Source organism: Rhodobacter sp. JA431, from assembly GCF_900217725.1.
In the GTDB taxonomy this organism is placed as follows: Bacteria; Pseudomonadota; Alphaproteobacteria; order Rhodobacterales; family Rhodobacteraceae; genus Rhodobacter; species Rhodobacter aestuarii.
Window position 1 is genome coordinate 93,585 of sequence record NZ_OBMP01000005.1, and the last position, 14,923, is coordinate 108,507.

The 14,923-nt window shown below is 62.6% G+C and carries 12 protein-coding genes; 6 read left to right on the plus strand and 6 right to left on the minus strand.

Annotated features, from left to right (window positions below):
* Positions 1–5: 5 nt before the first annotated feature.
* Both pth and ftrA read right to left on the minus strand, forming a co-directional pair.
* Entirely contained in the window at positions 6–722 is a 717-nt protein-coding gene (gene pth / locus CRO18_RS11640) for an aminoacyl-tRNA hydrolase (RefSeq protein WP_097082238.1), read from the minus strand.
* An 89-nt stretch (positions 723–811) separates the two neighbouring features.
* Positions 812–1,819, minus strand: coding sequence for a transcriptional regulator FtrA (ftrA, locus tag CRO18_RS11645; protein WP_097082239.1), 1,008 nt, complete (start codon positions 1,817–1,819; stop codon positions 812–814).
* Between the two features lie 65 nt (positions 1,820–1,884).
* On the opposite strand from ftrA, the gene CRO18_RS11650 reads away from it, so the two are divergent.
* Positions 1,885–2,286, plus strand: a complete 402-nt coding sequence (locus CRO18_RS11650; protein WP_097082240.1) for a rhodanese-like domain-containing protein — start codon at positions 1,885–1,887, stop codon at positions 2,284–2,286.
* Between the two features lie 75 nt (positions 2,287–2,361).
* On the opposite strand, the gene CRO18_RS11655 is transcribed toward CRO18_RS11650, so the two are convergent.
* Positions 2,362–2,967, minus strand: a complete 606-nt coding sequence (locus tag CRO18_RS11655; RefSeq protein WP_076483705.1) for a 50S ribosomal protein L25/general stress protein Ctc — start codon at positions 2,965–2,967, stop codon at positions 2,362–2,364.
* 267 nt (positions 2,968–3,234) lie between these two features.
* On the opposite strand from CRO18_RS11655, the gene CRO18_RS11660 reads away from it, so the two are divergent.
* Together CRO18_RS11660 and CRO18_RS11665 are read left to right on the plus strand one after the other, a co-directional pair.
* Positions 3,235–4,596, plus strand: a complete 1,362-nt coding sequence (locus tag CRO18_RS11660; RefSeq protein WP_097082241.1) for a hypothetical protein — start codon at positions 3,235–3,237, stop codon at positions 4,594–4,596.
* Positions 4,597–4,668: 72 nt separating this feature from the next.
* Positions 4,669–6,483, plus strand: a complete 1,815-nt coding sequence (locus CRO18_RS11665) for a tetratricopeptide repeat protein (protein ID WP_143128635.1) — start codon at positions 4,669–4,671, stop codon at positions 6,481–6,483.
* On the opposite strand, the gene ychF is transcribed toward CRO18_RS11665, so the two are convergent.
* The gene (ychF, locus tag CRO18_RS11670; protein WP_097082243.1) at positions 6,473–7,570 is read right to left on the minus strand and encodes a redox-regulated ATPase YchF; all 1,098 of its coding nucleotides are present in this window, start codon (positions 7,568–7,570) and stop codon (positions 6,473–6,475) included. The genes CRO18_RS11665 and ychF overlap by 11 nt on opposite strands.
* A gap of 126 nt (positions 7,571–7,696) precedes the next feature.
* On the opposite strand from ychF, the gene trpA reads away from it, so the two are divergent.
* The 3 genes from trpA (at position 7,697) to CRO18_RS11685 (ending at position 11,919) form a co-directional block, all read left to right on the plus strand.
* Positions 7,697–8,488: a tryptophan synthase subunit alpha gene (trpA, locus tag CRO18_RS11675; protein ID WP_097082244.1), complete on the plus strand. Its 792-nt coding sequence runs from the start codon at positions 7,697–7,699 to the stop codon at positions 8,486–8,488.
* 37 nt (positions 8,489–8,525) lie between these two features.
* Positions 8,526–9,419: a DMT family transporter gene (locus CRO18_RS11680; RefSeq protein WP_097082245.1), complete on the plus strand. Its 894-nt coding sequence runs from the start codon at positions 8,526–8,528 to the stop codon at positions 9,417–9,419.
* A gap of 136 nt (positions 9,420–9,555) precedes the next feature.
* A complete protein-coding gene (locus tag CRO18_RS11685) occupies positions 9,556–11,919 on the plus strand; it encodes a methyl-accepting chemotaxis protein (RefSeq protein ID WP_170952649.1) in 2,364 nt (787 codons plus the stop codon).
* A gap of 67 nt (positions 11,920–11,986) precedes the next feature.
* Here CRO18_RS11685 and CRO18_RS11690 read toward each other — a convergent pair whose 3' ends face one another.
* Both CRO18_RS11690 and CRO18_RS11695 read right to left on the minus strand, forming a co-directional pair.
* On the minus strand, positions 11,987–13,354 hold the full coding sequence (locus CRO18_RS11690) for a Xaa-Pro peptidase family protein (protein WP_097082247.1): 1,368 nt from the start codon (positions 13,352–13,354) through the stop codon (positions 11,987–11,989).
* Entirely contained in the window at positions 13,351–14,853 is a 1,503-nt protein-coding gene (locus CRO18_RS11695) for a M81 family metallopeptidase (protein ID WP_076483713.1), read from the minus strand. The genes CRO18_RS11690 and CRO18_RS11695 overlap by 4 nt, the downstream gene beginning before the upstream one ends.
* Positions 14,854–14,923: the final 70 nt, after the last annotated feature.

A 14,923-nucleotide genomic window follows, 5' to 3' on the forward strand; every position in this document is an offset into this window, starting at 1 on the left:
AAGCCCTAGCGCTTGAACTTATCGGCCAGCTTTTCGAGCGCCGAGCGGGTATCTTCCGGCTCGGCGTTTTCTTTGGGGGCGGGCTTCGGTTCGGGCTTGGCGCGCGGGCCTGCGGGTTTCACAGCTTCGGGCTTGGTGCCCGTTGAGGCGCGCGGCGGCGCGGTGCGCAGGGCCACGGCATTGAGGAATTTGCTCCCCTCCCCTGCCGCCAAAGCGGGCGCGCCGTCAGAAATCCCGCGCAAAAGGTCCTCCAGCCAGTCAGCCTCGGCTTTCGCGAAATCGGCCAAAACGTAATTCGCAACCCGGTTTTTATCGCCCGGATGGCCGATGCCCAGCCGCACCCGCGCATAGGTCTCGCCCATATGCTGGTGAATCGAGCGCAGCCCATTGTGCCCCGCATGGCCGCCGCCTTGTTTCAGGCGGCACTTACCAGGCGCGAGATCCAACTCATCATGAAACACGGTGATCTCTTCGACGGGGATTTTGTAAAAATCCGCCGCCGCGCGCACCGATTGGCCAGAAAGGTTCATAAATGTCTCGGGTTTGAGCAAAAGCACCCGCGCCGAACCAAAGCGCCCCTCGCTCACCTGCCCCTGATACCCCTTACGCCACGGTGCAAAGCCATGATCGGCGGCAATCCGATCTACCGCCATGAAGCCGATATTGTGCCGGTTTGCGGCATATTTCGCGCCGGGATTGCCCAGCCCAACCCAAAGCTGCATCGTCCTTCTCCTTTGGCGGTGGTTCTAACGGGCGGGACTGCGGGGGGCCAGCCCCTGTGTCGACGTCTCGCCTTGGATATTTGAAGTACTCAGGCCGATGAGCGCGCAAAGCGGCGCCGCCAATCCGAGGGCGCAAGACCATAGCGGGCATGAAACGGGCGGCGTAACGCGGCGGCAGAGGCGAAGCCCGCAATATGGGCAATCGCTTCCAAATCCGCACGGCTCGTTTCCAACAATTCCGCCGCGCGAGCCAGTCGCGCCTCGGTCAAATAGCGCGCAGGCGTAGTGCCCGTCGCCTCATGGAAGCGGCGGAGAAAGGTGCGCTCTGACAACCCCGCCTTGGCGGCGAGTTGCGCTGCGGTGGGGGTCTCTTGCAGGTTGTCGCGCAGGCTGGAAAGGATCGGCGAAAGCCTATGCGCCTCATGATCGCGGGGCACCGGGCGCAGCAAGAACTGCGCTTGCCCGCCATCGCGGCTTGCGGGCATCACCAAGCGCCGCGCGACAAGGTTTGCCGCCTCGGCCCCGTAATCGCGCCGGATGATATGCAGCCCTAAATCCATCCCCGCCGCAGAGCCTGCCGAGGTGAGGATATCCCCCTCGTCAATGAACAAAACATCGGGGTCGGCCTGCACTTTTGGGAACCGATCTGCCAAAGCGGCCCCATAGCGCCAATGCGTGGTGGCGCGGCGGCCATCCAAAAGCCCTGTTGCCGCCAGCACAAAAGCGCCCGAGCAGATCGAGGCGAGCCGCGCGCCTTTGGCATGAGCATTTTGCAATGCCGTGATCAGGTTCGCCGGGACCGGCACATCCAGCCCTTTCCAACCGGGCACAACGATCAACCCAGCCTCTTCCAACACCTCCAACCCGCCTTCGCAAGAAAAGGTCAGCCCCCCATGCGCGCGCAAGGGGCCGGGCTCAATGGCGGCGGTTGCAAACCTATACCAATTCGGCCCCATCTCGGGCCGCGCCAGTCCGAAAATCTCTGCCACAATGCCAAATTCGAAGGTGCAAAGCCCATCATAGGCCAACGCCACGACCCGGTTGTTTGGGATCGGCGGCAGATTGAGATTTGGCAGGTTTTGCACGATCGTTGTCATACCGCCACCTTACGCAGAGGCCGCGCCGCTGGCAATCTCAATTCCAGACAGCCAAGGAGAGCCCCATGAACCCCGTTCTTGCCCGCCCCGCCCCCGCGCACGAAAGCCTGATTGCCGCGCTCGAAGCCCAATGCGCGCTCCATACCGATTGCTCGGATGTGCATGCCGCCTTCAAAGCGGGGGGCGATCCGGGCTTTGTGCTGCTGCATACGATGGGCACGCCCGAAACCTTCGCCCGCCGCCATGTGCCGAACGCGCATTACCTGCCGCATCGCCAGATCACGGCAGAGCGGATGGCGGAATGGGCGGAAGACACGCTGTTTGTCGTCTATTGCTCTGGCCCGCATTGCAACGCTGCCGAGCAAGCCGCTTTGGCGCTCGCCCGCCTTGGGCGGCCCGTCAAAATCATGCTCGGTGGGCTGATGGGCTGGGAATATGAGGGCTATGCCTTCGCCGCTGGCGCCTAAGTCGTCCCTCAACCCTGCCACACAAACAAAAACGCCGGGCCAAGGCCCGGCGTTCTGCATTCCCTAGGCGGGAAATTACTCTTCGGATTCTTCGTTATCCGAGGAAACGAGGCCCGACGGCGCCGTGATGTTGGCAACCACGAAGTTGCGCTCGATCGTCGGCTTGCAACCTTCCGGCAGCGGGATGTCGTTGATGTGGATAACTTCGCCGATTTGACGGCCGGTCAGGTCCACGGTGATGTGATCCGGGATATCGCCGGCCATCACTTCAAGCTCCACCTCGGGGCGCACGATCGTCAGCGTGCCGCCACGCTTCAGGCCGGGGCTCGCTTCGGCGTTGTCGAAGTTCACGTGGATGAACAGGTTGATGCGCGAGGCACGGTGGGTGCGCATGAAGTCGATGTGGGTCGGCAGATCCTTCACCACGTCTTTTTGCACGCCACGGCAGATCACGCGCACATCTTCTTGGCCGTCGATGTGCAGGTTGAACAGCGTCGACAGAAAGCGGCCCTTGCGCAGGCGGGTGAGCAGCTTGTTGTAGTCGAGGTTGATCGCGAGCGGTTCCTTGCCATCGCCATAGACGATGCCGGGCACCTTGCCCTCACGACGTGCTGCGCGAGCGGCCCCCTTGCCCGTCCCCGTGCGCACCTCGGCTTCAAGAGTTTCGATCTCTTTGGCCATTTGGTATCTCCAATATGAAAAAGGGCCCCCTCCAAGGGTGTGGGCCCGTTGAGGGCTCGCGCATACAGCGCCTGCCCCTTTTTGGCAAGGCAGAATCGGGGGCCAAATCGGGGCGCGGGTCATGGTGGCAGCAAGCTGCGCCGAAATCACCCAGCCAAGGGGCATATCAAGCCGCCGAAGGCTGCGCTAGTCTCGCGCCGCTGGGCGGCTTGCGGCCCGGTACAGAAGATCGCGCCCCAAGGGCGCCGGAAGACAAGGAAGATACCCGTGGCACCCGAGGCGCATCCCGAACTGGTCGAAACCCTAATCGCCAAGGTCGATGCCAGCGCGCATCCCGCCCCCTTGGTGCGCGCCTTGGCTGAAGACATTGCCGCCGGGCGTTTCAAGGCTCCCGATGTGGCGCTCGTCGGCCTTCAAGGCGCGCTGGACGCGGCGGCCGAGACAAAAGCCTGCGATGACCCAGTGCTGGCAGAGGTCGCCGCGCTGAATGACACCGGCGCGCGCGCAGACGCCGCCGCCCGGTTGGAGGCCGCATTGGCCGCAGGCGCAAGCGACGCCCTGCAAGCCGCCGCGTTCCGCCAAGACCGGATTTGCAATGCCCCCGAGCGCGCCGCTGCCCGCCATTTGGAGGCGCTCAAAACCGCCGCGCCCGCTGGCGGCGTGATCCGCGCCGCCGTTGAGCTGCTTTACGAAAAGCTGGAAGCGGGCGAGGCAGCGAATGACCCGTGGGAGCTTTTGGTCGCGCTTGAACTCGCCAAGGCGCTTTTGAAACGCGCCAAGGGCCGCGATTTGGGCCAAGCGCAAACTAGCCTTGCCAATTGCCACCAAGTGATCGGCCAATTCCGCCCCGGCCGGAAGCATCTCGACCTTGCTGCAGACCTTTTTGCCGCCGCCGCCAAAGCGGCCAGCCGCACCAAACAGCCCGAAAACTGGGCCTTCGCGCAGCATAACCTTGGCGGCATTTCCGAGCTGATTGGCCTACGCCACCAAGATAGCGCGATGCTGAAAAAGGCTGCGAAAGCCTATGGCAATGTGCTGGAGATTTTCAACGCGCAGGGCAACCCGGTGGAATGGGCCAATGCCGCCAGCGCGCTCGCCAATGTGAAGGCCGCGCTTGGGCGGATGGCGCAAGACCCTGTGGCCATTCAAGAGGCGGTCGAGATGTTCGACGATGTGTTTGACGCGCTTGAAGGCGAAGACCTCGCCCAAGATCGTGCCAGCGCCCGCGCCAACCTTGCGATGGCCAACCGCCATTTGGGCGAGGTGATTGGGGACGACGCCCTGCTCCGCACCGTGCTCGAAGATTTTGCCGAGGCGCTGGAAGACATCACCACCCCCGCCCCGCGCGCACGTCTGCTGCACGCCCGCGCCCTCACCCATCTGGCGCTAAAGGATCTTGACGCTGCGCAGGCGGGTTTTGAGGCAGCCCTCGCCTTGGGCAGCCGCGACTTTGCCGATTACCGCGCGGGCGCGAACCACATCGGCCTCGCCCGCGTCGCGCTCGCGCGTGGAGATGTTGCCGGGGCGGAAGCCGCCCTCACCACGGCAGAAGCAGCCTTTGCGGCGGAGCCTGCAAGCGCGGCGCTGAAGGAGTGTGCGGCGTTGCGGGCAGAGGTGGCCGCGAAATAGCGTTCAGCGCAGCGGTTGACCGACGCGCCCGAAGACCGCAAACTTCCCCCAAAGCCTTTTGGGAAAGCGGTTTTGAGCACATCGCAACACGCAGCCAATGTTCTGGTTTCGGTGCTGGCCACGGCCAGCGCCAACAGTTTGGCCAGCGGGGCTGGGGCTGCGGTCTCGGGGCTCTTTTCCCTTGCCGAAGTCGTGCATGCGCTGCGCCGCAAGCCTGAAACATGGGCTGACAGCATCGCTACGCGGTTGGATACGGCCTTTGAGGCCCATCACCTCAGCGACACCGAGCAGCTTCATCTCCGGCAGATGATCGAACAGGCCCGGCGCGTGGCGCCTGCCGAAGTGATGGCGGTGGGCCGCGACCCGGAGCGGCTTTGCACGCTGATGATGGTCGGCTTGCGTGACCCGGCCCTGACCGGGGCCAGCATTCAGGCTCGGTTCACACAGATCGTTGCGCCCCTGCTGCGTGATCTGATGGCCCAGCCCGAAATCATGGAAGCCCTGCGCCCTGCCTTTGAAGAAGCGGTGCTGTCAGCCTTGAACTTGATTGCCGCGCAGGTTGAAGCGCTGACCATGCAGATGCAGGACACCGCCATGCGATTGGGCGAGCAAGAGGCGCTGGTGCGCGACCTCGCACGCAGATACGCCCCCGGCAGCGAAGGCAGTTTTGACAGCGCAAGGATCGGGCTGGAACAGGCGCTGGAAGCGGCACAAAGGTTGATGGCGCAAGGTACCATGCCCTCCAACCTCGATGCTGCCGTGAAAGCGGTGCAGGCCGAGGTCGGGCGCCGCGTGGCCGCGCAGGATTTGGACGGCGCCGCCGACATTACTGCGCGGGAGTTGGAGCGCTTGGCTGAAGAAGTAGCCCAGCGCCAACAAGCGCAGCTGAAGCTGCTCGACACCGCCATCGACCTTGCCCGCGCCCGCAACCGCCCCGAAGAGGCGGCAGAGTATGTGCTGGCGAAGCTCCGCCTTGAGGGGCTGGCGGAGGCGTTTCAAGCCTGCGGAAGCGTTTTCCAAGGCTGGTATGAGCGTGGGGCCCAACGTGCTCAGGATTTTGACCTACAGGTTGCCCTCGCGATCACGGAGCACCTCGAACGCTTGGCGCAGTCCCCCACAGAGCGTAATGACGCCCTCACTGCGCGCGGAATGGCACTCAACGCCTTGGGAAGACGCGCCATGCACCCAGAACAGCTGATCGCCTCCATAGACACCTATCGATGCGCCCTTGCCGAGGTCGACCGCACTTTGCAGCCGAACAAATGGGCGAGCACCCAACACAACCTTGGCAACGCACTCCACGATCTTGGGCTACGAGAAGAAGGGACAGCCTCCTTCGAAGCTGCCATATCGGTGCTTCGCTGCGCTTTGGAAGAAAAACGGCGCGATCTAGAGCCGCAAAGCTGGGCGCGCACGCAAACCAGCCTCGGGAACGCGCTGATGGCCTTGGGTCGGCGCCAAGAAAGTGTCGCGCCCTTGGAGAAGGCGTTAGAGGCTTATCTTCTTGCCTTAGAAGAACAGCCCCGCGCAGAAGACCCGCAATCCTGGGCGCGTACGGAAAACAACATGGCTGGCACGCTCGCCATTATCGGCTTGTTCAACGGAGAGCCCGACCTGCTTGTGCAATCACTTGAGGCTTATCACGCCCTGCTCGCAGAATGGGACCAAGAGCGGATGCCGCTTTATTGGGCACACACCAATGACAACATTGGCTGCACCGAACTCGATCTCTTTGAGATGACAAACGACCCAACGCTACCGCAGCAGGCGCTAGATCGTCTTTTGTCGGCGCGGGCCATTTATGAAAGCGTTTCGCCCTATCATCTCGAAAGATGCGACGCGCAGATTGCCCTCGCGCGCAGAGCGCTCGAAAACCTTACGCGTTGAAGAGGAAGTGCAGCACGTCGCCGTCTTGCACTTCATAGGTCTTGCCTTCCACCCGGAACTTGCCCGCCTCTTTCGCGCCGCTTTCGCCGCGGTATTGGATGTAGTCGTCATAGGCCACGGTTTCAGCGCGAATGAAGCCACGCTCGAAATCGCCGTGAATGACGCCTGCCGCCGCCGGGGCCAGCGTGCCCTTGCGAATGGTCCAAGCGCGTGCCTCTTTCGGGCCGACGGTGAAATAGGTTTGCAGGCCCAAAAGGTCGTGGCCCGCGCGGATGAGCCGGTCCAGCCCTGCTTCTTCAAGCCCCAACTCACCCAAGAACATCTCGGCCTCGTCAGCATCCAACTGGCTGATCTCTTCTTCGATCTTGGCGGAAATCACCACCGTCGCGGCGCCGCTCGCCCGCGCCATTTCGGCCACGCGCTCGGATTGCGCATTGCCTTTGGCGGCGTTTTCTTCCTCGACGTTGCAGACGTAAAGCACGGGCTTTGCGGTCAGCAGTTGCAGCATGTTCCAAGCTTTGCGGTCATCATCGGCCACCGCGACGGTGCGCGCGGGGCGACCGGCCTCCAGCGCCTCTTTCGCGGCGGTCATCAGCCGCGCATCTTCTTTGGCTTGCTTGTCGCCTGCGTTGATTTTGCGGCCAAGGTTCGCGAGCCGTTTTTCAAGGCTCTCAAGATCCGCGATCATCAATTCGGTCTCGATCGTCTCGGCATCGGCGAGCGGATCGACGCGGCCTTCGACATGCGTCACATCGCCATCCTCGAAACAGCGCAGCACATGGGCGATGGCATCGGTTTCGCGGATATTGGCCAAGAACTGGTTGCCCAAGCCTTCGCCCTTAGAGGCGCCTTTCACAAGGCCCGCAATATCGACAAAGGTCATCCGCGTCGGGATGATTTGTTTGGAGCCTGCAATTTCGGCCAGTTTATCAAGGCGCGTGTCGGGCACGGCGACCTCGCCCACATTGGGCTCGATCGTGCAAAAGGGGAAGTTCGCCGCTTGCGCCGCGGCGGTTTTCGTCAGCGCGTTGAACAGCGTCGACTTGCCCACGTTCGGCAAGCCCACAATCCCCATGCGAAAGCCCATGTCACTCTCCTATCTGCTTGCGCGCCTCATACGCGGGGCGGGCGTGCAAAGCAAGCGCGGCCCTTTCGCCATTGATTTTCGCGCGGGCTTTCTGCAAACCGCCAAAAGCATATTCGGGGGAACGCCATGACTCGTATCGACGCCAAATTCGCCGCGCTCAAGGCCGAGGGCAAGAAAGCCTTTGTCGCCTATATCATGGCCGGGGACCCGGATCTGGAAACTTCGGCCGAAATTCTGGCCGGGATGCCGGCGGCTGGCGTTGATATTATCGAGCTTGGCCTGCCCTTCACCGACCCGATGGCCGATGGCCCGACGATCCAGTTGGCCGGGCAACGCGCGCTTGATGGCGGGCAAACGCTGCAAAAGACGCTCGATATGGTCACCGCGTTCCGCAAGACCGATGACACCACGCCGATCGTTTTGATGGGCTATTATAACCCGATCTATAACCGGGGCGTGGCGAAGTTCTTGGCCGATGCGAAAGAGGCCGGGATTGACGGGCTGATCGTCGTGGACCTGCCGCCCGAAGAAGATGCCGAACTGTGCATCCCGGCAGCGGAGGTGGGGATCAATTTCATCCGCCTTGCCACGCCGACGACCGATGACAAACGCCTGCCCAAAGTGCTGCAAAACACCTCTGGCTTTGTCTATTACGTCTCTGTCACCGGGATCACCGGCTCGCAGGCCGCGCAGGTGAACGACGTAGCCCCCGAGGTGGCGCGGATCAAAGCGGCGACCGATCTGCCGCTCATTGTGGGCTTTGGGATTTCCACGCCCGAGGCCGCGCAAACCATCGCCAGCGTCGCCGATGGTTGCGTGGTGGGCTCGGCCATCGTCAAGGAAATCGGCGCGGGCAAAAGCCCTGCTGAGGTGCTTGAAGTGGTCGCCGCCCTTGCCAAAGGCGCCCATTCGGCCTGAGACTTCCGCGCCTCTGACCTTTGGGAAAGGGCGGCGCATGTCGCTTGATCGCACCACAAGCTTGGCCTCGCTCATTGTGTTGGCAACGGGCGTGGCTTGGGGGTTTTATTGGCTCTCTGTCCGCGCACTGGACGCAAACGGGCTTGCGGGTGCTTGGGGCACGGTTGCAATGACCCTTGCCGCTTGCCTGCTGATTGTGCCTTTTGCCCGGTTTGGGCGCTCGGCCCCCTCTGCCCCGCTCAGTTCTTATGCCTTTGTCGCTTTGGGGGGCGCAGCCTTTGCGCTTTACTCCATTGGCTTTGTACAAGGCCGGGTGGCGATGATCATCCTGTTGTGGTTCTTCAGCCCAGTCTGGAGCACGCTGATTGGCCGCTTTATCATGGGCTGGGCGATCTCGGCTTTGCGCATTGCAGCCATTGTCACGGGGCTGATGGGGCTTGCGATCTTGATGGGGGCCGATGGGACGCCCCTGCCGGAAAATGCAGGCGAGGTGATGTCGCTTCTGGGAGGGTTTCTTTGGTCGATCTCCACCACGGGCATTCGCGTCAAACCACCCCTTGCCCCGGCCATGGCCGCGTTGGTCTTTGCCCTTGGGGCCACCGCAACGGCGCTTGCCTTGGCGCTGCTCTTCGCACCACCGCCTTTGCCAGAGATTGCACATCCGGTGACGACGGCCCTGATTGCCATTGCGGCGGGCGGGTTCTGGTGGGGGCTCACGCTGGCGGCACTAATGTGGGCGGCGGTGCGGCTTGACCCCGCGCGGGTGAGTATTTTGCTGATGAGCGAGGTGCTGGTCGGCACCCTCTCTGCGGCGCTCCTTGCGGGCGAGCAGATGACCGCGCTTGAGCTTTTGGGCGGTGGGCTGATCCTGGCCGCCGGGGTGCTGGAAATTTGGCCCACCCAACGCGCGGCACCCCGCAAACAGCTTTAAACAAGCCAATCTGCCCTCAATTTCGTGCCTTACAAAGAATGATCCATCTTCGGAGCATCTTAAGTTTTCGTCCCTAAGTTGCGTTCAGCCAACCTAGTAGTTCGGTACGAGGACCTCTATGTTTTCCAAGATGAATATGCCGGATCTGTCCCGGCGCTTGCCGATGATGATGACGCTGATCGCACTTGTGGCAACGCTGTGCACGGCTGTCCCGGCTTGGATGATCACCCGCCAGTCCCTTATCAACAGTTCAGAAGACACGCTGGCGAACCTTTCGCGCGGCCCCGAACAGGCGCTGGAATTGCTGCTCAATGGCACACGGGCGGATCTTCTGTCGATGGCGCAAGACCGTTCGATTCAGCGTGCGCTGCACGACTTTTCCAACGCCTATGCCGCGCTGCCGGATGCGCTTGGAGAGCTGCAAGAAACCTATATCCATGACAACCCCAACCCGCTGGGCGAAAAGAACCTGCTTGTGAGCGCGCAAGATGGCAGCGCCTATGATGCGCTGCATGCGGATGTGCATCCCGGCCTTGCCACCCGGCTTGCAGAGCGCGGATTTTACGACATTTTCCTGATCGATACGGCGGGGAACATCGTCTACACCGTGTTCAAGGAACTCGATTTCGCGACCAATCTGAACACGGGCGAATGGAAAGATACCGACCTTGGCGCGGTGTTCCGCGAAGCGATGGACCTGCCCGCAGATGGCGCGGCGGCGTTTCGTGATTTTGCGCCTTATTCCCCCAGCGCCGATGCGCCCGCCGCCTTTATTGCTGCCCCGGTCTTAGGCGCCGATGGCACTCGGCTCGGGGTGATTGCGATTCAGCTGCCCATCGGGGCGATGAACATGGCGGTGCAACGGGTGACCGATGGCACCGATTCAAAAGCCGCCTACCTCGTGGGGGCCGATCTGCTTTTGCGTTCTGACCTTTTGGCGACCGAGCAAGACGATATTCTGACCACCCGCGAAGACAATGCCGCCGTGCGCGCGGCTTTGGCGGGCGAAACCGGGGTGATTCGCGTCAACGACAGCGCCGGTGACCGTTTTATCTCTTATCGCCCCTTCACCTTCCTCAACACGCAATGGGCGCTTTTGACGAGCGAGTCTTCGAACGAATTGCTTGCCCCGCTTTGGCGCATGACATGGACCTTCTTGGCCATCGGCGCCTTGGTGATGGCGGCCGCAGCGGCGCTTGCGATCCGACTGTCGCGCTCCATCAGCACGCCGCTCACGGAATTGACCTCGGCGATGGGCGAAGTCGGCCAAGGCCAGCTTGACCACGATGTGCCGCATCGCGATCGCAGCGATGAAATTGGCCGGATGGCCCGCACGCTGGAACAGTTCCGCCTTGCCTTGGCGGAGGCGCGCGAGACCGATGCCCGCCTTGCCGCCGAACGCGAAGCGAGCGCCGAGCGGGAGCGGCAACGTATCTTGAAAGAGGCGGAGCGCGAACGCGCAGAACAAGAGCGCGCCCGCGAGGCCGAAGAGGCACAACGCGCCGCCGAAGATGCGCAACGCGCCGCGATTGATGAGGAGCGTGCGCGTGCGGATGAGGCGCTTAAACAGGTGATCCAAGCGCTGAGCGCGGCACTGCGGGCGCTTGCAGATGGGCAGCTAGATGTCTCGATCGAGCAGTTCTTTGACGAAAGCTACAAGGCGCTGCGGATGGACTTTAACGCCGCCGTGAATAGCCTGTGCGAGATTGTGACGGAAATCTCGATCGCTGCCAGCACCATCCGAACCGACAGTGATGATATCGCGAATGCGGCGCTCAACCTGTCGCGGCGCACCGAATCCTCTGCCGCCTCGCTGGATGAAACCTCATCGGCGATGCAGGAAATGCTGAGCACGGTCACCCATACCAACTCGAGCATTAACAGCGTGCGCACTTTGGCAAACGAGGCCTGCGACCGGGCCGGGCGCTCGCAACAAACGATGCGCGCCGCCGTTGAAGCGATGCAGCGGATCGAGGCTTCCTCCGATGCAATCACGCGGATCATTGGGGTGATTGATGATATCGCCTTCCAAACCAACCTTCTGGCGCTGAACGCAGGCGTTGAAGCCGCGCGGGCGGGCGAAAGCGGGCGCGGCTTTGCAGTTGTGGCCTCGGAAGTGCGAGCTCTTGCCCAACGCGCCGCTGAATCGGCCGCAGAAATCGGCTCGCTGATCGCCGACAGTGGCAGTCAGGTCCGCGAAGGCGTGACGCTGGTGCGCGATTGCGGCACAGCGCTGGAAAGCATTTCGGGCGCTGTGTCAGATATTTCGCTGCGCGTCACCGAAATTGCCTCAAGCGCCAGCGAGCAAGAGCAGGGCATTTCCGAAGTGACCCGTGCTTTGGGTCAACTTGATACTGCCACGCAAGAAAACGCCGCGATGTTTGAACAAACAACCGCTGCGACCAGTTCGCTCGCCACCGCCGTGGGCGATTTGGGCACGCTGATTGCCCGGTTCCGTGGCTGGGAAAAGGTCCAAGAGACGAACTCAAGGGTCGCCTAACCTTGAAGATACGCCTCGTGAGACGCGGGGACCTGCGTTTCACGAGGCGAACCCGGTGCGTGCCCCGTCAGGAGGCGCGCACCAGTAGTTTATCCGACGCCAGCCAGAACGGCGCGAGGCACAGCGGCGTGTTGCTCATCGGCAAGATGCAGTCGTCAAGCGCCACACCGATTTCATCCGCCATGAACGCGCGCCGCGCGGCGATCCGGGCGGCCACCTCCGGGTAGAGCCGCGCCAGATCGGCGCGCATCTCAACATCGGCAAAGGTCACTGCATCCTCGTTGTTGAGCGCTTGGCCCACCGGCATCGGCACCGGGATCACATCCACTTGGAACGGCATGCCCGAGCGCAGTTTCTCGGTGGAGCCGGGGGTGATCGGCGTGTGCAGCCATTCATCATGGCCGACAAGGTGGCCGGGGTTCAGCGCCGGCTTGAGGTCCGATTGCGCCAGTGTTTCGCGCACGGCAGCGTCAATCTCGCCGCCAGTCACGCCGATTTTCGCGGTTTCATACCAACGAATAAGCCCCGCAAAATAGCCTTTGGCCTTTTCAAGGAAAGCGTCGTTTTCGGTATCAAACAGCGCGGCACGCGAGGACAGGCCACCCCAATAGCTGACCGCCGTGGTGACGCCATCGCCCTTTTGCAGCTTGCGCCCGCGCGGGCTGCGCAGCCCAACCACCGGCGTACCAAGGGGGGCTGAGGCAAACATCACATGGGCCGAAAGTTCTTCGCCCATATAGCCCATGCGCGCGGCGGCGGTGAATTCATCATCGCCCTCGCGCACCCCTTGCACGATCCGCCATACCGCATCAGAGGCACGCGCGGCGCCCCATTCCCAAGCGGCGATTTGGTGCACATCGACCACCGCCCGCAGCCCGGTTTCGGGGTGCATCAAGATCGGGGTCGCTTCGGTGAGCGTGCCTTGCGGGCCAACCGCCGCGCGCAGCGAATCCACAAAATAGGCCGAGGCATGGAAGCTTGGCGCTGCCCCGCCCCATTCCGCGCCCGAGAGGTATTTCCACCCCACAACGCCAATGCTGTCGCCGGTCTTGACGCCGATTTCGGCCAAAACAACCGACAATGCCGGGGCAACAGAACGGTCTTGCCCCATCAGGCTACAGCTTTGGCACAGCACAACCTCAACACCGGGCAAACGCGAAAGCGGCGCGTAATCGCGGCTTTCATTGCCGCAAATCAGCACCCGCCGCCCCGCCGGACCAAGCAGCAAAAATGCCTCTTCAAAGCGCGGCTCAAAAGCGGTGAGGAAGGCGATATTGGCAAGGTGCTCGCGGTCTGCATAGACCGCGACCCAATCCGTGCCCGCCGCCGCGAAGAGTTGATCGCATCGCGCGGCATAGACCTCTGTCGGGATTTCCGGGCAAAGCGCGGGGGTGCCAAAGCTCGGAACAGAGAGCGATTTCAGGACGATGCTCATGCCTCCACCTCAACGGCGTTGGTGGCAATCGACGCCTCGGTCACATCCCAATTCATATCGGGATCAAGCGGATAGCACGGGCGCGGCAGCAGCTTGTATTCCAGCCGCGTGACATCGAGCGCCGAGGCGCCATCGGACAGAAGCAAAATGAACCGCTCGGCGATGTCTTCCAATTGCGGGTGCAGGTAGCCCAGTTTCACCACATAGATGCGGTGATCGGTCGGCGCGATGCCCATCATCTGGAAATGGGCGGGCGTGGTGATCCCGATCGAGGCATCGTGGAAGGTAGCAATCACGTGGCCGATGCGCACCCGCGCCCAAGCCCCACCGCTGCGCAGATAGGGTTGGAACCCGTCGGGCTGCAATTGGTCGCTCGCCGCTTCCACCACAGCTTCCACCTGACGGCGCGGACCGCCAGCCGGTTGATGCTCGGCGCCAAGGTCCAGCGTGATCGTTGCCCCCTCGCCCGCCGCAGCGCAGGCGGCAACAATGCCCGGCGCGGTGATGCCAGCCACGACCACATCTTCCAATTCCGGGCGGTCCAGAATGGCTTGCAACATCGCCGTCGAATGGCCCGAGGCCCCAGCGGTGGTGTTATCGCCGGAATCGGTCAGGAACAGCGGGCGCTCGGGTGCCTCAGCCGCCAGCGTCAGCCCCGCCTCAACCTCGGCATGTTCCATGCGCAGCTTGTATTCGGCGCGGTTTGCCCAGACCCGACGCGCCAGATCACTGGCCACTTCGCGCGCTTGCTCCATCGAGCGGCGCGATTGGCCAATGGCGCTCGCCCCGATCCACGGCTGGTCATTCCACGCAAAGCCGACCAGCAAGTTGGCCTCAACCATGCCGTCAATCGCGTCATAATCAGGCAGCGAGCCATAGATTTCGCGCGAGGGCTCGGCAGTGGTGACGCAAATTTCACCGGGCAGCAGGATCGGCACATGAACCCGCGCAATATGCTGGCGTTGGCCGGTGCGGATCACTTCAAGCAGTTGCTCGGCGCAGCGATAGCCGGTCGATTGGTCATCGCGGTGCGGCGCGGTGCGCAGAACCGACAGCGCGCTGATCCGGTCCAGCATCCCTTGCGTCACTTGCCCGTGCAGATCGAGGCACAGGCCAATCGGGACATCTTTGCCCACCGCTTCGGCAACGTGATTGAGAAAATCGCTGTCGGGATGTGCATCGAGCCCGCGCACTTCCATCGCGCCGTGGTTGACCACGATCACGCCATCGAGCGGCCCCGCTGCGCGCAGCCCGGCCACCGCCTCATCGCGCACGGTTTCATAAATCTCGCGGGTGAAGCCGCCACCGGGCAGCGCCGTGCCCCACAGGATCGGCACCAATTCAACATCGGTTTCCTTGGCCAAGCGCTCTTCAATGCCGCGGATCATCCACAGGCCAAGCCCGATCATCTTTTCGCCGCGTTGCACCTCCATCGTGGTGGTGGGCACGGGCGAACGCAACAGGGCTTCATAAGAGATCCCGGTAACGGCTATACGCATTTTCTGCGGTCCTTTTCATTGTGCCCGGGGCGGCAGCCCCAAAATTGGGTCCGCGCAGGGCACGTCTTCA